Annotated in this window: 16 protein-coding genes; 5 read left to right on the top strand and 11 right to left on the bottom strand. The window is 71.8% G+C overall.

Going from position 1 to position 18,427, the window contains the following annotated elements:
* Positions 1–53: 53 nt before the first annotated feature.
* The 5 genes from ABZ098_RS04335 to ABZ098_RS04315 form a co-directional block, all read right to left on the bottom strand.
* A complete protein-coding gene (locus tag ABZ098_RS04335; protein ID WP_356587052.1) occupies positions 54–3,170 on the bottom strand; it encodes an NACHT domain-containing protein in 3,117 nt (1,038 codons plus the stop codon).
* A 2-nt stretch (positions 3,171–3,172) separates the two neighbouring features.
* Positions 3,173–3,505: a trypco2 family protein gene (locus ABZ098_RS04330; protein WP_356587050.1), complete on the bottom strand. Its 333-nt coding sequence runs from the start codon at positions 3,503–3,505 to the stop codon at positions 3,173–3,175.
* A gap of 219 nt (positions 3,506–3,724) precedes the next feature.
* Entirely contained in the window at positions 3,725–4,075 is a 351-nt protein-coding gene (gene nirD / locus ABZ098_RS04325) for a nitrite reductase small subunit NirD (protein WP_356587048.1), read from the bottom strand.
* Positions 4,072–6,675 carry a nitrite reductase large subunit NirB gene (nirB, locus tag ABZ098_RS04320; protein WP_356587046.1) on the bottom strand — a complete coding sequence of 868 codons (2,604 nt, stop codon included), beginning with the start codon at positions 6,673–6,675 and terminating at the stop codon, positions 4,072–4,074. The genes nirD and nirB overlap by 4 nt, the downstream gene beginning before the upstream one ends.
* Positions 6,675–7,889: an FAD-dependent oxidoreductase gene (locus ABZ098_RS04315; RefSeq protein ID WP_356587044.1), complete on the bottom strand. Its 1,215-nt coding sequence runs from the start codon at positions 7,887–7,889 to the stop codon at positions 6,675–6,677. Before ABZ098_RS04315 ends, nirB begins: the two co-directional genes overlap by 1 nt.
* 188 nt (positions 7,890–8,077) lie before the next feature.
* Between ABZ098_RS04315 and ABZ098_RS04310 the strand changes: the two genes are divergently transcribed.
* Together ABZ098_RS04310 and cpt are read left to right on the top strand one after the other, a co-directional pair.
* On the top strand, positions 8,078–8,860 hold the full coding sequence (locus tag ABZ098_RS04310) for a TSUP family transporter (protein WP_356587042.1): 783 nt from the start codon (positions 8,078–8,080) through the stop codon (positions 8,858–8,860).
* Between the two features lie 15 nt (positions 8,861–8,875).
* Positions 8,876–9,421, top strand: coding sequence for a chloramphenicol phosphotransferase CPT (gene cpt / locus ABZ098_RS04305; protein WP_356587040.1), 546 nt, complete (start codon positions 8,876–8,878; stop codon positions 9,419–9,421).
* Positions 9,422–9,687: 266 nt separating this feature from the next.
* On the opposite strand, the gene ABZ098_RS04300 is transcribed toward cpt, so the two are convergent.
* Entirely contained in the window at positions 9,688–10,314 is a 627-nt protein-coding gene (locus ABZ098_RS04300) for a class F sortase (protein WP_356587038.1), read from the bottom strand.
* Between the two features lie 112 nt (positions 10,315–10,426).
* A complete protein-coding gene (locus ABZ098_RS04295; protein WP_356587037.1) occupies positions 10,427–10,951 on the bottom strand; it encodes a hypothetical protein in 525 nt (174 codons plus the stop codon).
* A gap of 277 nt (positions 10,952–11,228) precedes the next feature.
* Here ABZ098_RS04295 and ABZ098_RS04290 point away from each other — a divergent pair, with 277 nt between their 5' ends.
* A complete protein-coding gene (locus ABZ098_RS04290; RefSeq protein ID WP_356587035.1) occupies positions 11,229–11,810 on the top strand; it encodes an NAD(P)H-dependent oxidoreductase in 582 nt (193 codons plus the stop codon).
* A 43-nt stretch (positions 11,811–11,853) separates the two neighbouring features.
* Positions 11,854–12,282, top strand: coding sequence for a VOC family protein (locus ABZ098_RS04285; protein ID WP_356587625.1), 429 nt, complete (start codon positions 11,854–11,856; stop codon positions 12,280–12,282).
* A 303-nt stretch (positions 12,283–12,585) separates the two neighbouring features.
* Here ABZ098_RS04285 and ABZ098_RS04280 read toward each other — a convergent pair whose 3' ends face one another.
* The 3 genes from ABZ098_RS04280 to ABZ098_RS04270 form a co-directional block, all read right to left on the bottom strand.
* On the bottom strand, positions 12,586–13,485 hold the full coding sequence (locus ABZ098_RS04280) for an aminoglycoside phosphotransferase family protein (RefSeq protein WP_356587033.1): 900 nt from the start codon (positions 13,483–13,485) through the stop codon (positions 12,586–12,588).
* A 75-nt stretch (positions 13,486–13,560) separates the two neighbouring features.
* Positions 13,561–13,908, bottom strand: a complete 348-nt coding sequence (locus tag ABZ098_RS04275; protein WP_356587031.1) for a hypothetical protein — start codon at positions 13,906–13,908, stop codon at positions 13,561–13,563.
* Between the two features lie 78 nt (positions 13,909–13,986).
* Positions 13,987–15,642 carry a M4 family metallopeptidase gene (locus tag ABZ098_RS04270; RefSeq protein WP_356587029.1) on the bottom strand — a complete coding sequence of 552 codons (1,656 nt, stop codon included), beginning with the start codon at positions 15,640–15,642 and terminating at the stop codon, positions 13,987–13,989.
* Between the two features lie 129 nt (positions 15,643–15,771).
* Between ABZ098_RS04270 and ABZ098_RS04265 the strand changes: the two genes are divergently transcribed.
* Complete coding sequence (locus ABZ098_RS04265) at positions 15,772–16,191, top strand: gamma-glutamylcyclotransferase family protein (protein WP_356587027.1); 420 nt, start codon at positions 15,772–15,774, stop codon at positions 16,189–16,191.
* Between the two features lies 1 nt (position 16,192).
* Here the strand turns inward: ABZ098_RS04265 and ABZ098_RS04260 are convergent, their stop codons facing one another.
* Complete coding sequence (locus tag ABZ098_RS04260; RefSeq protein ID WP_356587025.1) at positions 16,193–18,274, bottom strand: molybdopterin oxidoreductase family protein; 2,082 nt, start codon at positions 18,272–18,274, stop codon at positions 16,193–16,195.
* Between the last annotated feature and the right edge of the window lie 153 nt (positions 18,275–18,427).

Genomic DNA, 18,427 nt, shown 5'->3' with positions numbered 1-18,427 from the left:
CTCGTGAGGCGGAAGACTACTATTCTTCTGGCCTTCCGTAGCGTCGAGTTCGGTCACGGGGCTTCGAAGATGTCCACACCGGAAAGGCCGTCCAGGCCTGCCAGGGCATTTCCTTTGCGGACGATCAGTTGTTTGAGTGCCGGAAGCCTGGGAATGGGGTGTACTCCGGCCGCTTCATGGCGGACCTCGGCGCTCAGGTCGAGGACGGAAACGCTCGGGAACTGCCACGGCATCGCCGCGAGGTGGCTGTAGGGCAGGGGGCCGACGAGGGCCAGCCGCCGGAGCCCGGTGACGGCCTGCCGCGGCGGGAGGCAGGTGAGTGCGGGCGCCGAGATCGTCAGGTCTTCGAGCACCGGGTGACGCCGGATCGTCTCCCAGTCCGCCGCGCAGGAGGGGCTGTTGTCCGTTCCGAGAGCCAGGGACCGCAACGCCGGCCAGCGGGCAATGTCCTGGAGGACGGGCAACCGACCCGGCTCGCCCGCCGCGAAGTGCTCCAGCTCCGGCAGCCACTCCAGCGCGGCGACCGACCTGATGTTCGGGCAGTTCGACAGGACAAGGCGACGCAGTCCCGCCCACCCTTTGAGGAAGTCGAGGCCCCGGAGGGAGCTGTTCATGCTGAGCACCAGTTCGTACGGGCCGGCGGGCGGGTGCGGGCCCGCGGTGACGAGCGACGCTTCGTCGAAGTCGCCCCGCAGACGCAGCCGCGGTCGGTTGCCGAGCCCGCGCAGGGCCGCCAGCTGCGGAACGGTCCTGACGGTGAGGATGTCCTCGGCCGGGAGGTGTCTGATCACCTCGTGCGCGTAGCGAACGGCGTCGAACGATCCCCAGGCGTCGGCGACCCGTTCCCGCACCCGGGGCCATGGTGCGTCGCAGTACCGCGCGAGCACGGGCAGCGACGCGTTGCGCGCGATTCCCGCGGCGGTCTCCAGTACGTAGCCGGCCTCCCACTCGGTCAGATCCTCCGGGCCGGGCAGCAGTTCCAGGACGATCGGCCCGACCTTGATCAGCGCGTCCGCCTCCTCGCTGGTGCGGGGCGGAATGATGCGCGAGGCCCGGTCCTCCACCGTCCTGCGCACCTCCTGGTCCAGCTCCGCCGCGTGCTCAAGGCACGCCATGGCAAGCAGGTGGATACGCCGATCGCCGCGCTGGTCACCGAGTTCGATCAGCCTCATGAGGAGTGCGGCGCTCTCCCGGGGACGGGCATGGGCGACGGCCATCCGGATGACGTCCTCCCACTGGGTCTTGTCCGCGTTCTCGACCAGCAGACCGAAGTCGCCCTCCTCCACGGCCGCTCGCGCGGCCAGGAAGTCCTGGAAGGTGCGGTGGACGAAGTCGATCGCGCCCTCCGCCGGCTCGCGCAACAACCCGCTGCGCAGCAGCAGGTGGTCCAGCACCTCCCGAGCGCCGCCGTTGAGTTGTGCCACCTGGAGCACGGACGGAAGAGCGTCGGAGACGATGCGTCGGGCACGGCTGTGCTGGAGCTCGGCCTGCTGGTTGCGGATCATCCAGTACGCCAGCTTCTGGAGCAGCTTGATCTGCGGCTCCTTCGTCAGCTGGATGCCGTAGGCCTCGGAGAGCCCCTTCTGTTGTTCCCGGCGTTCCAGCAGCATCGACAGCGCGGCGTCGTACAGCTCCTTGCGGCCGTGCGGCAGATAGCCCTGCCGGTCGCGGTGCAGGGCGCAGATCAGGGCGCACATCAGCGGATTGGTGGCCAGAGCGGCCAGATCCTTCTTGGTGTGGACGGCGGTCAGCAGCTTGCGGGCCAGGGACGGGTCGGCCCCCGTGGCGGTGTGCCACCGTTCGACGAACTCCGTGATCGCGTCGCGGTCCATCGGCGCGAGGGACAGTTCGGCGAATCCGTCGCCGGTGAGCCAGTCGTCGTGCACGGCGGACGGCCGGGAGGTCACCAGCCACAGGTTGTCCGGATAGGCGACGATCAGGTCACGTAACCAACGGCGGGTGCGCTCGCGGTCCGGTTCCGGGATCTCGTCGATGCCGTCGACGAGGAGCAGACCGCGCCCGCCGGCCAGGACGCGGTCCGTCCAGCAGCTGGGCTGGGAGCCCGCGATAGGGCATCCCACGGCGGTCAGGAAGCCCTCGGGCAAGGGAAGTCGGGCGCCGCCACGGGCGATGTGACGCAGCGGCAGAACGAACGGTACGCGTCCCTGGAGATAGGCGAGGTCGCCCCTGGCTCTGCCTCCGGCGGCAGCGACCGCCAGCCACTGGACGAGGGTGGTCTTGCCGGATCCCGCGACTCCGCGCAACAGCACCCGGTCCCGGCTCGCCAGGGCCTGGTCCGCTGGTAACGGGACAGCGTGGCCGGTCCAGGTGGGGCGGTCGCGGCGCTGTGTCAGCTTGGCCTCCAGGCTCAAGTAGGAGGCGTCGAGCGGCCATTCGCGGTCCCGGTTCAGGTCGACGCCGTAGATCGTCAGACGGCTGTGCCGGTCCCGGACGTAGGCGGCGTACCGCTCCTCGAACTCGGTGTCCGGATCGGGCGCCGGCCCGGAGAGATCGGAGATGTCCGGTGCGGGGCAGCCGAACTCGGCCAGGGTCGCGACGAAGGAGGCGTCCTCCAGTAACTGCCAGGCCGGTGTGGCCTTCAGACGGCCGTGCTGCCAGCCGTCGGCATCAGCGGTGACCACCCCGATCAGCAGGCCCCGCGCGAAGAGGGCGGCACCGGAGAATCCGCTCCAGGGCGAGCCGCCGTCAGCGCGGGGCGCAGGCACCTTGTCGATGTCCAACACGTACGCCAGCCCCAGCAATGCGGAGCCGCGCTTGACGGTGCCGGTCACGTGCTCGCTCTCCAGGCGGCCTCCGCCGTCCCGTTGAACGTACGGGAAACCGATGGACTCGCCACCGGGCAGGGGTGCGATGCCTTGGACACGGCCCCAGCGGTTCCAGGCGCGGTCAGGGGTGTCGTCGGCAAGCGGTTCCTCGGCCAGCAGCAGGGTGGCGTCGCAGGACACGTCCTCGTGCCGCCAGACGCGCTCGCAGCGCACCGGCCTACGGGCTCCGGGCACGACGACCCGGATGTCGGAACCGTGCGCGACGACATGCGCGGCGGTCAGGACGAGGCGCGGGGAGAGCAGATAGCCACTGCCCTGGCGGCCCCCGCACAGGACCGCGGCCAGACGTTCCGTGGCGGGGCCGCCCCGGCCCCCGAACCGCACGATCAGTCCCGGGCCGCGGCGGTGAAGCCGCTCACATCGCCTTCGTCGTCAGCGGCGATGAGCCAGTCCTGGCCCGTCGCCGCGTCCCTGGGTTTCAAAGTGAACGAGACCTTGTGCGTACGAGCCGTGGACACGGCGGCCTCCGCGCCCGCATCGACGACCCACGCCTTGACCCCGCCTCTCGCCCGGGCGTCGCGGCGGACCTCGACCACGAACTCCATCTGAATGTCGCCGAGTTCGAAGCGGAGGCCGTTGCCGGCCCCCTGGCTCGCGGCCTCCACCAGGCCGTCGCGCACGGCCCCGACCACATCGGCAAGCTCAATTCCGTCGCCCACTGTCCCCCGCTCACCATCAGGCTCTCGCAACCCGGTAAACCTATCTCGCCGCGAAAGGGCACGCACGTCACACGCGTGATTTCCAGAATCCGCGGAGGGGGTTCGCAAGCTCGTCGGATGGGACCGACGGCCGCCATGAGCGAAGGCACGGTCCGGAGCCGCACAGCTCCGGACCGTGAGGATGCGTCGTCCGCATCCGTTACATCAGTGGGCCAGATGTCAGGCCGCCCGCACCTCGTACGTCGTGATGCGCACCGACTCGTCGTCCAGGCACTGCCCGGTCTCCAGGTCGAAACGCTGCTTGAGCAGGGGCGAGGCCACGAACGGGCGGCCCTGGAGGCTGCCGGTCAGGCCGCGGGAGAGGACCGCCGCGCCGCCGAAGGGGTCGCGGTTGTCGACGGCGTACAGCTTGCCCGCGCGGTCGCGGAACAGGGCCGCCTGCCGGCCGTCGGGCAGCAGGGCCGCCACTCCCCGGCCGGGGAGCAGCCGGGTCAGCTCGCAGACCGCGAACCAGTCGCCGTTCAGCTGGAGTTCGACCTTCAGGTCGGTGGTCTCGGGTGCCAGGGTCATCGCTGGGCGCTTCCTTCCAGGGGACGGTGGCCGATGGTCAGCAGCGGCAGGTCGGGCTTGATCTGCTCGCGCTCGGGGACGAAGCCGACGACCGGGTCGGGGGTGTCCGGGGCGTTCACGAAGGACACGAACCGGGCGAGCTTCTCGGGGTCGTTGATGGTGGTGGCCCACTCGTCGGCGTAGTGCGCCACGTGGGCCGCCATGAGGGACTCCAGCTCCTCGCAGATGCCGAGGGAGTCCTCCACGACCACGTCACGGACGTGGTCCAGGCCGCCGGGGATGCGCTCCAGCCAGGTCGAGGTGCGCTCCAGGCGGTCCGCGGTGCGGATGTAGAACATCAGGAACCGGTCGATGAGCTTGATCAGTTCGGCGTCGGTGAGGTCCTGGGCGAGCAGGTCCGCGTGGCGCGGGGTCGCGCCGCCGTTGCCGCCGACGTAGAGGTTCCAGCCGTTGGAGGTGGCGATCACGCCGAAGTCCTTCGACTGGGCCTCGGCGCACTCGCGGGCGCAGCCGGACACCGCCGACTTGAGCTTGTGCGGCGAGCGCAGGCCCCGGTAGCGCAGCTCCAGGTCGATCGCCATGCGGACCGAGTCCTGCACGCCGTAGCGGCACCAGGTCTGGCCGACGCAGGACTTCACCGTGCGCAGGGACTTGCCGTAGGCGTGCCCCGACTCGAAGCCCGCGTCCACCAACCGGGTCCAGATGAGGGGGAGTTGCTCGACGCGGGCGCCGAACATGTCGATCCGCTGGCCGCCGGTGATCTTCGTGTAGAGGCCGAAGTCGCGGGCGATCTCGCCGATCACGATGAGGCCCTCGGGGGTGATCTCACCGCCGGGGATGCGCGGGACGACCGAGTAGGAGCCGTTCTTCTGGATGTTGGCGAGGAAGTGGTCGTTGGAGTCCTGGAGGGCCGCCTGCTCGCCGTCCAGGACGTAGCCGCTCGCGCCGATCGTCGGGGCGAGGGAGGCGATGATCGAGCCGACCGCCGGCTTGCAGATCTCGCAGCCGTCGCCGCCCCGGGCGCCGTCACGGCCGTAGCGGTCAAGGAGGTCCTGGTAGGTGTTGACGCGCAGGGCCAGGACGATCTCGTAGAGCTCCTCGCGGGTCTGCGAGAAGCAGCCGCACAGGCCCTTGTCGACCTCGACGCCGGACGCCTCCAGCTCGGCGGTGACCAGCTGGCCCAGCACCTTGACGCAACTGCCGCAGGTCGTACCGGCCTTGGTGCACTTCTTCACCTCGGGCACGGTCGTGCACTGGTGGTCGGTGACCGCGGCGCGGATCGTGCCCTTGCGGACGTTGTTGCAGGAGCAGATGATCGCGTCGTCCGGCAGCGCGGTCGGGCCGAGCTGCACGGACTCACCGGCGCCGGCCGGCAGCACCAGCGACTCGGGGGAGACCGGCGGGACGGAACCGGTGAACGCCTTCAGCGTGCCGTACGCCTCCGCGTCGCCGACCAGGATGCCGCCGAGGAGCGTGCCGTCGCGGCCGATGACCAGCTTCTTGTACAGGCCCGCGCGGGAGTCGGAGTAGACGACGTCCAGGCAGTCCTCGGTCGCGCCGTGCGCGTCACCGAAGGAGGCGACGTCCACGCCGAGCAGCTTCAGCTTGGTGGACAGGTCGGCACCCAGGAAGGCGGCCTCGTCGGAGGCGATGGTCGCCGCCGCGGTCTCGGCCTGCTCGTAACCGGGGGCCACCAGGCCGTACACCCGGCCGTCGGCGGCCAGCGCGCACTCGCCGATCGCGAAGACGTGCGGGTCGGAGACCGTACGGCACTGCTCGTCGACCGTGATGCCGCCGCGCTCGCCGACCGTCAGACCGCAGTCGCGGGCGAGCTGGTCGCGGGGGCGGACACCGGCGGAGAACACCACCAGGTCGGTGGCGAGCTCGGAGCCGTCGGAGAGCTTCATACCGGTGACGGCACCGGCCTCGTCGACCACGATCTCCTGCGTGCCGACGCCCGTGTGGACGCTCAGACCCATCTCCTCGATGGTGCGCAGCAGCGCCGCGCCACCGCCCTCGTCGACCTGCACCGGCATCAGCCGCGGCGCGAACTCCACGATGTGGGAGGTGAGTCCGAGGCCCTTGAGCGCGCCGGCCGCCTCAAGGCCGAGCAGACCGCCACCGACCACGGCACCGGTCGTACGGGTCTTCGCGTACTCCTCGATGGCGAGGAGGTCCTCGATCGTGCGGTAGACGAAGCAGCCCTGGGCGTCCTTGTTCGGGACCGGCGGCACGAAGGGGTACGAGCCGGTGGCGAGGACGAGGGTGTCGTAGTCGAAGACCTGGCCGGAGCGGGCCGTGACCTTCTTCGCCGAGCGGTCGATCGTCTCGGCCGGGTCGCCGACGTACAGCTCGATGCCGTGCGTCTCGATGAACTCCATGTCCGTCATGGACAGTTCCTCGGGCGTCTTGCCCGAGAAGTACGAGGTGAGCGCGACGCGGTCGTACGCGGGACGCGGCTCCTCGCACAGCACCACCACGCGGTGGGTGGCGGTCAGGCCGCGCTCGGCGAGCGCCTCCAGGAATCGCTGGCCGACCATGCCGTGGCCGACGAGGACGATCGTGGGGGTGGCCTCCGTGGCCTCCGGGGTGGCGGTCATCAGGAGCCTCCATCGTTGGTGAGCAGGTGGAGCAGCGGTCCGCCGTCGGAGGGGAGCGGCTCTGCTCCCTCCCAGGCGCGGGCGAGCGCGCCGACGGTGCCGAGTTCGCCGACGAGGACCCCGCCGACCAGGCGGTCGTCGCGGACGACGACCTTGCGGTAGGTGCCGCGGGTGGCGTCCGTGAGCTGGACGACGTCGTCGCCGGGCAGGGCCTCGGTCTCGCCGAAGGCGGCCAGGTCGAAGGCGGTCTGCCCGGCCAGCGTGAGCCGGGTCAGCGAACGGGTGCCGGTGTAGCGGGCGTTCGCCCGGCCGGCCAGCAACTCGGCCAGCGCGTCGGCCTGTTCCAGGGCCGGGGTGGCGAGGCCGTAGACGGTGCCGTCGTGCTGGGCGCAGTCGCCGATGGCGTGGATGTGCGGGTCGGAGGTGCGCAGTTCGTCGTCCACGACGATTCCCTTGCGCACGTCCAGGCCCGCGGTCTGCGCGAGGCCGACACGGGGGTGGACCCCGCAGGCCAGGACCACGATCTCGGCGTCCAGGGCGTAACCGTCGGCCATCTCGACCGAGCGGACGGCGCCGCCGACGCAGCGCACGTCCCGCACGCGCAGATCGGTGTGGACCTCGACGCCGAGGTCCCCGAGGTGACGCCGGACGAGCTTGGACGCGCTCGGGTCGAGCTGGCGCTCCATCAGCCGCTCGGACTGCTGGGCCAGGACGACCTGCGCGCCGCGCTGGGCGAGCGCGCGGGCCGCCGACACCCCGAGGAGCCCGCCGCCGATGACGACGGCCTTCACACCCGGCCGCACGGCCTTGGACAGTCCCAGGCAGTCGTCCATCGTCCGGAACGCGTGCACGCCCTCGGGCAGCACGTGGTCGGGTGTGAACAGGCCGCGCAGGGGCGGCAGTACGGGGTTGGAGCCGGTGGCCAGGACCAGCGTGTCGTATGCGATCTTCGAACCGTCGGCGCACTCGACGGTCCGTGCCCCGCGGTCGATACCGGTGACCCGGGCACGGGTCAGCTCGGCCGGCGCCGGGAGCGCGATCACATCGGGGGTGTACCGCCCGGCCAGCACCTCGGCGAGGAGCACCCGGTTGTACGGGCGGTGCTCCTCCTCGCCGATCAGCGTCACGGGCGTGCCGAGCTCTCCGAGCCGCCGGGCGAGCCGGACGCCCGCGAGGCCGGCGCCGATCACCACCACACGCGTATTCGAGGTCATGTCCAGGAGCGTGCGGTGCGGGTGTTACCCGACCGCATCACCTCTGTTTCCCGCGAGGAACGCTGCCCTCAGCAGGGGCCGGGGGTGAGTGTGAGGGTTGGGGGTGGGCGCCGGGGGCGCGGTGTGAGAAGGCCGTACGCCCGGATCCGGCTCCGGTGAGGTGAACCCGGTCCCTTAGGGTCGCGATCATGCCCGACATATCGCTGACCATGGCTGTCGTCCTGTGCGTCACCGCCCTCGCGGCCGGCTGGATCGACGCGGTGGTCGGCGGCGGAGGGCTCCTCCTGCTGCCGGTCCTGCTGCTCGGCCTGCCGGCCGGCACCCCGGCCGCGTACGCGCTCGGCACCAACAAGGCGGTCGCCATCGTCGGCACCTCGGGCGCCGCGGTGACGTACGCCCGCAAGGCCCCCGTCGACGTACGGCTCGCCGTCCGCATCGGGATCGCGGCCGTCGCCGGGTCCTCGGCCGGTGCCTTCCTCGCGGCGGGGATGAGCACGGACGTGCTGAAGCCGCTGATCATGGTCGTCCTGCTCGGTGTCGCCGCCTTCGTCATCCTCCGCCCCGCCTTCGGCACCGCCCCCGCGACCGGCCCGGCCTCCCGCCGCCGGATCCTCGCCGCGATCGGCCTCGCGGGCCTCGGCATCGGCTTCTACGACGGGCTGATCGGCCCCGGCACCGGCACCTTCCTCGTCCTCGCCCTCACCGCGGTCCTCCACCTCGACCTGGTGACCGCGTCCGCCACCGCCAAGATCGTCAACTGCTGTACCAACGCCGGAGCACTGGCGATGTTCGCGTGGCAGGGCACCGTCCTGTGGCGGCTCGCCGCCGTGATGGCGCTCTTCAACCTCGCGGGCGGCATGCTGGGCGCGCACACCGCGCTGAAGAGGGGCAGTGGGTTCGTCCGGGTCGTGCTGCTGACCGTCGTCTTCGCCCTGGTCGCGAATATTGCGTACGAACAGTGGCTCGCCTGACGCTAGCGTGACGCCGTGACGACTCAGGTGATCGTGCTCAACGGCGGCTCCAGCTCCGGCAAGACGGGGATCGCGCGTTCTCTCCAGGCCGTGCTGCCCGAGCCGTGGCTGGCGTTCAGCATCGACGACTTCGTCGACTCCATGCCCCCGGCCCTCCAGGAGTCGGACGCGGGCCTGGAGGTCGCGGCGGACGGCGGGGTGAGCGTGGGGGCGGACTTCATGCGGCTGGAGGCGGCCTGGATGGCGGGCCTCGCCGCGACCGTCCGCGCGGGCGCCCGGGTCGTCGTGGACGACGTCTTCCTCGGCGGCCCGCACTCCCAGGAACGCTGGCGGGGCGCCCTGGCCGGCCTCGACGTCCTGTGGGTCGGCGTGCGCTGCGACGCCGCCGTCGCCGCGGAGCGCGAGATCGCCCGGGGCGACCGGGTCCGGGGGATGGCCGAGAAACAGGCCGAGACCGTCCACCAGGGCGTGGTCTACGACCTCGAGGTCGACACCACCCGCACCGGATCCCTGGACTGCGCGCGCGCCATCGCCGGGGCGGTCGTCAGCGCCTCCTCGTGAAGCGGGCGTACGCCACGACGGGCGGGCGGGCGTGCGCCGCGAGGCCGCCGTCGCCGTCGCCGTCGGCGGGGGAGTGTCCCTGAGGGCATCGAGACCGACGCTGCTGGCACGATCGAGTCGGGGGATGGTCAGCGCCTCTTCGTGAAGCGGGCGTACGCCACGACGGGCGGGCGTGCGCCGCGAGGCCGCCGTCGCCGTCGCCGTCGCCGGGGGAGTGTCCCTGAGGGCATCGAGACCGACGCCGTCCGCATGATCGCGTCGGATGGTCAGCGGCTCCCCGTGAGGTGTGCGAACACCACCACGTTCCCCCGGTAACCGGTCGCGCGGGAGTAGCCCCCGCCGCAGGTGATCACCCGCAGCTCGGGCCTCCTCGCGGCTCCGTACACCTTCTCGTCGGGGAAGTCCTTGGCGTCGTACACCTCGACCGCGTCCACCGTGAACACCGCGACGCTTCCGTCGCGCCGGTCCACCTCGATCGTGCCGCCCCTGCGGAGGGCGCCGAGCTCGTAGAAGACGGCGGGTCCCTCGGCGTTGTCGACGTGCCCGGCGACGATCGCGGTGCCCGTCTCCCCGGGGGTGGTGCCGGCCTCGTACCAGCCGGCGAGGTTCTTCCTGGCGGCCGGCGGCACATCGAGGCTGCCGCTCGCGGTGAGGCCCAGGCCCGTCAGCGGCGCGTCCACGCGGATCGCGGGGATGCGGACGCGGTCCGGCGGGGACGGCGGCAGGGCGGGCGCCACGGTCCGCCCGCTGTCCCCGCCCGCGTGCGCCTGGGCGGCGGACGGCTGGGGCGGGGCCTGCGTCTCGGTGCCGCTGCGCAGCAGCCACGCGCCGGTGCACAGGGCCACCAAGGTGACGCCCGCTATGGCGGTGTTGCCGAGGCTGCGGTCGCGCACGGGAACCTCCTCTACGGCCGGTCTGCCCGCCCCCCTCCGGGCCGCGAGGGGCGTCGGACCCGGAGGGGGAGGGGACATGCGGTACCGGCGGACGGACAGCGGAGGGTGTCCGTCAGATCCCGTCGCCGCTCGCCCGGCGATGCAGGAGCCAGGTACCGCCCGCGGCGGCGACGGCGAGAGCCGCCACACCGGCCGCGGTCTGCACGGGATCGGGGCCAAGCGCGCCACCGACCCCCGTCTTCACACTTCCTCTGGGAGCCACCGGCTGACGCTGGGACGTCAGCGTGACCACCAGGTCACCGGTCACCCGCCGACCACCCTCCGCACAGGTCGCGGCGATCTCGTACGTTCCCGGCTGCGCGCTCGGCGGCACCAGGAACCGCCCGGTCGCGTCACCCTCGTGCGTGCCGGGCGCCAGCGGGAAGGCGCCCGCGCCCACCGCGCTGGCGTCCCCCGCGGCAGCCGTACCGCCGTTCCCGCACGCCGCCGTGCTCACGGTGACCTGCCCGCCCGGCACCACGGACGACGGGAACACCTCGAGCCCGCCCGTGTCGCCGGCGGACGCGGGCGCACAGACGAGGCCGGCGGCGGCGACGGCGAGCGCGCTGCCGGTCAGCAGGCGGGTGGTGGGGCGCATGGTGCTCCTTCGAGCTCTCGGGTGGGTCCCTGTGCCTTCGAGGTAAGTGGCAGTGGGCCGAGCCCGCTTCCTGAGGGAGCGTCAGAAATATGGTGAACGGGTGTCAGATCGCTGCGCCCCGACCCCGGTCGGCGGAAGTTTCAGCAGGTCATCGCCGTGCGGCGGCCGGGTCGGCGAAGAGAACTCGAAGGGCGCGGGGCGCGCGTGTGAACGGGTGACCCGTCGCTCGCGATCCGCGCTTGACCTCAACTTAGGTCGAGGTACCAGGCTGTCCCGCATGCAGACAGACACCGCACCTCTCCACGTCACCCTGGTCATCGGCAGCAACCGCCACGGGCGCTTCGGCCCCGTGGTCGCCGACTGGCTCCTCGACCGCCTGCGTGACCGCGACGACCTGGTCCCGGACGTCGTGGACGTCGCCGGGGCCGACCTGCCCATGTCCATGGCCCCGACCCCCGAGACGACCGCCGCCCTCGCCTCGGTGACCCCCAAGCTCGCCTCGGCGGACGCCTTCGTCGTCCTCACCCCCGAGTACAACCACTCCTATCCGGCCGGCCTGAAGAACCTGGTCGACTGGCACTTCACGGAGTGGCAGGCCAAACCGGTGGCCCTCGTCTCCTACGGCGGCATCTCGGGCGGTCTGCGCGCCGTGGAGCACCTCCGCCAGGTCTTCGCCGAACTCCACGCGGTGACGGTCAGGGACACGGTCAGCTTCCACAACGCGGGAGGCTCCTTCGCCGACGGCCGCCTGAAGGATCCGTCAGGCCCGGACGCGGCGGCGAAGACGATGCTGGACCAGTTGGTGTGGTGGGGAAGGGTGCTGAGGGAGGGGCGGGCAGCCATGCCGTACGGCGGGTGAACGGCGCCCCTCCCCGTACCGGCGCTACGGTGAGGCGATGGGCATGGAACAGCGCATCACCCTGATCACGCTGGGCGTCTCGGACCTCGCCCGCTCCAAGGCCTTCTACGAGGCCCTGGGCTGGCGCGGCCAGGAGGTCGCGGAGACGGTCTTCTTCCAGGCGGGCGGCCTCGGCCTCGTCCTGTGGAGCCGGGAGAAACTCGCGCGGGACTGCGGTCTGGAACCGGGTCCGACGCACGGCTTCGGCGGGATCGCCCTCGCCCACAACGTCCGCTCCCAGGCGGAGGTCGACGCCCTGCTCGCCAACGTGGCCGAGGCGGGCGGCACCATCACCAAGCCGGCCGCGCTGAACGAGATCGGCTTCTACTCCAGTGCCTTCACGGACCCGGACGGCCACGCCTGGGAGGTGGCGTACAACCCGGGCTTCCCCCTGGCGGAGGACGGCACACTGACCCTGCCGGACTTCGGCTGAGGGCTGCGCCGATGCCCGGCGGAGTCTTTTCCGCGACTGTGCGGGTCCGGTGCGCGCGCCCGGGGTGGGTGCTTCGCCGGCCCAGGGGCGGGGCTCGCGCGCCACTCGTTTCATGGCCCGCGCCCCGTCTGTGACAGGGCCGGGCCGCGTTCGCTCAGGACTGTGCGAGGCAGAGCCCTTTTCGCGGCTGTGCCGGTCCGGAGCGCGCCCGGGGGGTGCCGTGCCGATCTGGGGCGGGGCTCGCGCGCCACTCGTGTTGCGGCTCGCGCCCCGCCTTCCGTGACACGGTGGGACCGCGTTCGCTCAGGATTCCGCGAGCGTCTCCTCGATCGCCCGGAGCCCCACCTCCGCCAGGACCGGGTTCCTTCCGTCCCGGTAGTAGTGCACCGCGCCCACTCCCCAGATCAGAGCCCAGGCGCGCCCCCGCTCCCACGTGGCGTCGTCGATCTCCGCCGCCTCCCGGAACAGGCGGCGGCTCTCGCCGGTGAACAGGGTCCAGGCCGGCAGGGTGTCCGCCGTGGGTTCCCCGACGCCGAGGCAGCCGAAGTCGATGACCGCGGTGAGGCGGCCGTTCGCGGTGAGCAGGTTGCCGGGGAGGAGGTCGGCGTGGAGCCAGGCCGGGGCGCGGTCCCAGTGCGGGAGTCCTAGGGCCTCGTCGACGACGGCGCTCGCACGGGACGCGTCCAGGATGCCGGCGGCGCCGAGGTCCCGGATCGCGAGCCGGGTGTCGTCGTCGGCGAGGTGGAGGGGCCCGGCGCGGTAGGAGGCCGGCGCACCGGTCGCGTCGACCGCTCGCAGCGCGGTGACGAACCGCCCCAACTCGACAGCGCAGTCAGCGAGTTCGGTGACCGGCGAGTCGTAGGCGTTGTCCCCGTCCAGCCACCGGTACACACCCCAGGGCAGCGTGTACCCCCGCCCGGGTTCGCCCATCGCCAGGGGCTCCGGCACGGCCAGCGGCAGATGCGGAGCCAGCTTGGGCAACCACCGCTGCTCGAAGGTCACTTGGTGGCCGCCGCCGGGCAGTCGAGGCAGCCGTACGACCATGTCGTCCCCGAGCCGGTACATGGCGTTGTCGGTTCCGGCGGACGCGACCCTCTTGAGGGGCAGGTCGCCCCACTTCGGGAACTGCTCCGCGATCAGCCCCGCGACCAGCGCCGAGTCGATGTCGAGCTCGTCGGCATGCATCTTCGTGGCGGTCGACATGGGGCTCCGTGGTCAGGGGGCGGTACCGGCGGTGGAGCGTAACCGCGCGTACGGACCCGCTGCCATCGCTTTTCGTCATCCCCCGGCGCCGGAGGCGAACCCCTCCGCGAGCGCCCGATGCCGCTCGGCGACCGCCCTCGCCTGCCCGGCGGTGACGGACGATCCCGGCAGGCCGCCGATGCGCTCGATCTCGTCGGCGAAGCGCAGATGCTCGGACCGGGCGTGCTCCCGGCAGGCCAGGCACGTCACCCGGTCCGGCCGCGGCGAGGTCATGGCGTACGGCACCCGCAGCCCGCACCCCGTGCCGACGGCGCTCGGGAGGTCGCCCACCAAGCCGAACGTGGACGCCAACATGCCGCGCACGGCGGCCTCGCCCCGAACCACCTTCACCTCGACATGAATGTGCGGGTCGCCCTCGCCCACGCGCCCTCCTCGTCCCGACCGGAACGCGGCCGCCCCGGAACCCGAGGCGGCCGCACCACAACTGCCGGAAAAGAGAGGTCAGTTCACGTTCACCGCGCTCCAGGCCGCCGCCACCGCGTTGTACTCCGTGCTGCCGGCGCCGTAGAGGTCCTTCGCCGCGTTCAGTGTGGCCGCGCGCGCCCCCGCGTAGTTCGTCGAGGAGGTCATGTAGACCGTCAGCGCCCGGTACCAGATCGCGCCCAGCTTGTCGCGGCCGATGCCGGTGACCGTGGAGCCGTTGGAGGTGGGGGAGTCGTAGCTGACCCCGTTGACGGTCTTGGGCCCGCTGCCCTCCGCCAGCAGGTACGCGAAGTGGTTCGCGACACCGGAGGAGTAGTGCACGTCGAGGTCGCCGACCGAACTGCTCCAGGAGTCGACGGACTTGCCGTCCTTGGACGGCTTGTCCATGTAGCGCAGGGCATCGCGTCCGAAGCCGGAGCGGACGATCTTCTCGCCGATCAGGTAGTCGCCGGTGTCCGAGGTGTTGCCCGCGTAGAACTCCACCAGCGTGCCGAAGATGTCGGAGGTCGCCTCGTTGAGCCCGCCCGACTCACCCGAGTACGTCAGCGCCGCCGTCTTCGACGTCACGCCGTGCGACATCTCGTGCCCGGCCACGTCCAGCGACACCAGGGGGCCCAGCTGCGTCCCGTCACCGTCGCCGTACGTCATGCAGAAGCAACTGTCGTCCCAGAAAGCGTTGCTGTAGTCGTTGCCGTAGTGGACGCGGTTGTAGGAGCCCTTGCCGTCCCCCGCGATGCCGTTCCTGCCGTGGACCTTCTTGTAGTAGTCCCAGGTGACGTCGGTCCCGTACTGCGCGTCCACCGCCGCCGTGGCCCGGTCCGAAGTCGCCCCCGTGCCCCAGTGGTTGTCGGCGTCGGCGAACAGCGTCGCGGGCGCCCGGCTGAAGCAGATGGTCAGGAAGCACAGGTCGGTCTTGTTCGCCGCGTCGCCGGTGTACGTGTTCCCGCGCGTCGCGTCCTTGAGCTGGTACGTGGATCCCGACTGGGTCGTCTCCAGCGGAACCGTGCCGCTGTAGAGCGACTTGCCGTCGCCGGACGCCTGCTCGATGCTGTCCCACGCGTCGATCTGCGTACCCGTGCGGGCGTCGGTGAGGACCGTCCGCGCGACCGGGTTGCCGAGGGAGTCCTGCGCGGCGGCGTCGGTCTGCCAGGCCAGCTTCGGCGCCCCGTGCAGGGCGTCGACGACCAGTCGCGGCTTGGCGGTCAGTTTCTTCAGCGTCTCGCCGAGGTTGGCCGCCTTGAGGGCGTTCGCCGCGAGGTCGGCCGCCTTCGGGCCGGACAGGGCCGGGGTGACACTGGACAGGGATATCGTGCTCCTCGTGGCGCGCGAGGAGCTCTTGTACGCCCCGTCCGGAGCCAGGTGGACCACGAAGTCGCCGCCCAGCACGGGAAGTTGGCGGTAGGTGCGGTCGTACCGGACGTGCTGTGCGCCGTCGGCGTCGACGATCACGTCACGGACCTTGGTGCCCTGGGCGGAGGTGAGCCCGAGCGCCGAGGCCCGGTCGGCCAGGACGGAGGCGGCGTTCTCCAGTGCGGTGGCCCTGGTGGGCCGGTCGGCGGCGCCGGCGGCGGGGGAGAGTGCGGCGGCCGCCAGGGTGGCGGCGGTGGCGGCCACTCCGGCGGTGGCGAGACGACGGGAACGGGCACCTCGGACGTACGGCCGTATCCGACTCATCGGTCTCCTCAGAAAGGCGCCAATGGGGCGCGTGGGGGTGGCGCGGACGTTGACGAAGATTTAAGAGGCCATGACAAGCCGTGTCCATACGCGCCACGTGCAGGTGTGTGAGGGGAGAGAATCGTTTCTGTGACCCCCGCGAGACTCCCGTTCTTCGTCTACGGCACCCTGCGCCCCGGCGAGGTCAACCACGACCTCTTCCTGCGCGGCCGCGTCCGCTCCGAGGAGCCGTGCCGACTCGTCGGCGCACGGCTGTACGACGGTCCCGGCTATCCGTACGTCGTCGAGGAGGCCGGGGGAGCGGTCACGGGGGAACTGGTCACCCCGCGGGTCGACGCCTACACCGAACTGCTCGTCGCCCTCGACGAGTTGGAGGAGTACAGGCCGGGAGACCCGCGCAACCTCTACGAACGGGTCGCCCGCGAGGTGATCCGCACGGCCGACGGCACCTCCGCGCGCGCCTGGGTCTATGTGGCGGCGGCCCCCGTCGCCGCCCGCCTGCGCGCCCGCGGCGAGCTCATCGAGAGCGGCGACTGGCTGCTGAGGTGAGCTACCGCTCCACCGCCTCCACCCGCACCGCGCACGCCTTGAACTCCGGCATCCGTGAGGTCGGGTCCAGCGCCGGGTTGGTGAGGGTGTTGGCGCGGCCCTCGCCGTACCAGTGGAAGGGCATGAAGACGGTGTCGGGTCGGATGCCGAGCGTGATGCGGGCCGGAGCCACGGCCCGTCCGCGCCGCGAGACCACGGCCACCGGGTCGCCCTCGGCCGCCCCCAGCCGCTCCGCGAGCCGCGGGTGCAGCTCCACGAACGGTCCCGGCGCGGCGGCGTTCAGTTCGTCCACGCGGCGGGTCTGCGCGCCGGACTGGTACTGGGCCACGACCCGCCCGGTCGTCAGCAGCACCGGGTACTCCTCGTCCGGCTCCTCCGCGATGGCCCGGTGCGAGACGGGGACGAAACGGGCCCGGCCGTCGGTGTGGGCGAAACGGTCCAGGAAGAGACGCGGGGTGCCGGGGTGCGGCTCCTCCTCGGCTGTCGGGCAGGGCCAGAACACCCCGTTCTCCTCGGCCAGCCGCCGGTACGTGATCCCGGAGTAGTCGGCCGGGCCGCCCGCGCTCGCCCGGCGCAGCTCCTCGAAGACCTCCTCGGGGTCGGTCGGGAAGCCCTTCTCCACACCGAGGCGGTCGGCGAGTTCGTGCATGACGTCCAGGTCGCTGCGGATGCCCTCCGGCGGGGTGATCGCCTTCCGGCGCAGCAGCACCCGCCCCTCCAGGTTGGTCGTCGTGCCCGTCTCCTCGGCCCACTGCGTCACCGGCAGGACCACGTCCGCGAGGGCGGCCGTCTCGGACAGCACGACATCACAGACAGCGAGGAAATCAAGGGACTTGATGCGCTCCTCGATGTGCGCGGCATGCGGCGCCGACACCACCGGGTTGGACCCCATCAGCAGCAGCGACTTGATGTCGGTGCCGAGCGCGTCGAGCAACTCGTAGGCGCTGCGCCCCGGTCCGGGCAGCGAGTCGGGGTCCACGCCCCACACCTCGGCGACATGCGCCCGCGCCGCCGGGTCGTCCAGCTTGCGGTAGCCCGGCAACTGGTCGGCCTTCTGGCCGTGCTCGCGCCCACCCTGTCCGTTGCCCTGCCCGGTCAGACAGCCGTACCCGCTGTACGGCCGTCCCGCCCGCCCGGTCGCCAGGCACAGGTTGATCCACGCGCTCACCGTGTCGGTGCCCTTGGACTGCTGCTCGGGCCCGCGCGCGGTGAGCACCATCGCGGACTCCGGCTCGCAGAACAGCCGTACGGTCTCCCGGAGTTGGGGCACCGGCACGCCGGTGATCCGCTCCACGTACTCCGGCCAGTGGGCCATCGCGGCGGCTCGCGCGTCCTCCCACCCGACCGTGCGCTCGCTGATGTACGCCTCGTCCGTACGGCCCTCCGCCACCACCAGGTGCAGCAGTCCGAGGGCGAGGGCGAGGTCGGTGCCGGGCCGGGGCATCAGGTGCAGGTCGGCCTGCTCGGCGGTCTTGGTGCGGCGCGGGTCGATGACGATCAGCGTGCCGCCGTTCTCCTTGAGCTCGGTGAAGAACCGCAGGGAGGGCGGCATGGTCTCGGCGAGGTTGGAGCCGACGAGGATCACACAGCCGGACTTCGGGATGTCCTCCAGCGGGAAGGGCAGCCCGCGGTCCAGGCCGAAGGCCTTCATGCCGCCGGCCGCCGCGGACGACATGCAGAAGCGCCCGTTGTAGTCGATCTGCGAGGTGCCGAGGACGACCCGGGCGAACTTGCCGAGCGTGTACGCCTTCTCGTTGGTCAGGCCGCCCCCACCGAAGACCCCGCACGCGTCCGGGCCATGCTCCGTGCGCGTGCGGGACAGCCCCTCGGCGATCCGGTCCAGTGCCTCGTCCCAGGTGGCGGGCACGAGCGTGCCCCCGGAGCGCACCAACGGGGAGGTCAGGCGCACCCGGGACGAGAGCACCGCGGGCGCGGTGCGGCCCTTGCCGCACAGCGCACCCCGGTTCACCGGGAAGTCCGCGCGCTCACTGACCTCGACGGTCCCGTCCGGAGCGGGGGTCAGGTTCATGCCGCACTGCAGGGCGCAGTACGGGCAGTGCGTGGGCGTCGCGGAGTTCTGCATGCTCCTCAGCGTGCGTCGGCCGTGTTACGCCGGGGAGGGCCCTTTGTTACGCGCCCAAGACGGCGACCTCCCGCCCGGCGCCCGGAAGCGGTGAGGCACACACTCGTCCACCGGAGAGTCGCCGCCGGGCGGCACGGACGTTGCCTCTGGTGT

It is taken from the genome of Streptomyces sp. NPDC006335, assembly GCF_040612795.1.
Taxonomy (GTDB): Bacteria; Actinomycetota; Actinomycetes; order Streptomycetales; family Streptomycetaceae; genus Streptomyces.
Note: the sequence above shows the minus strand (reverse complement) of the source record. Positions and strands in the feature narration are given on the sequence as shown.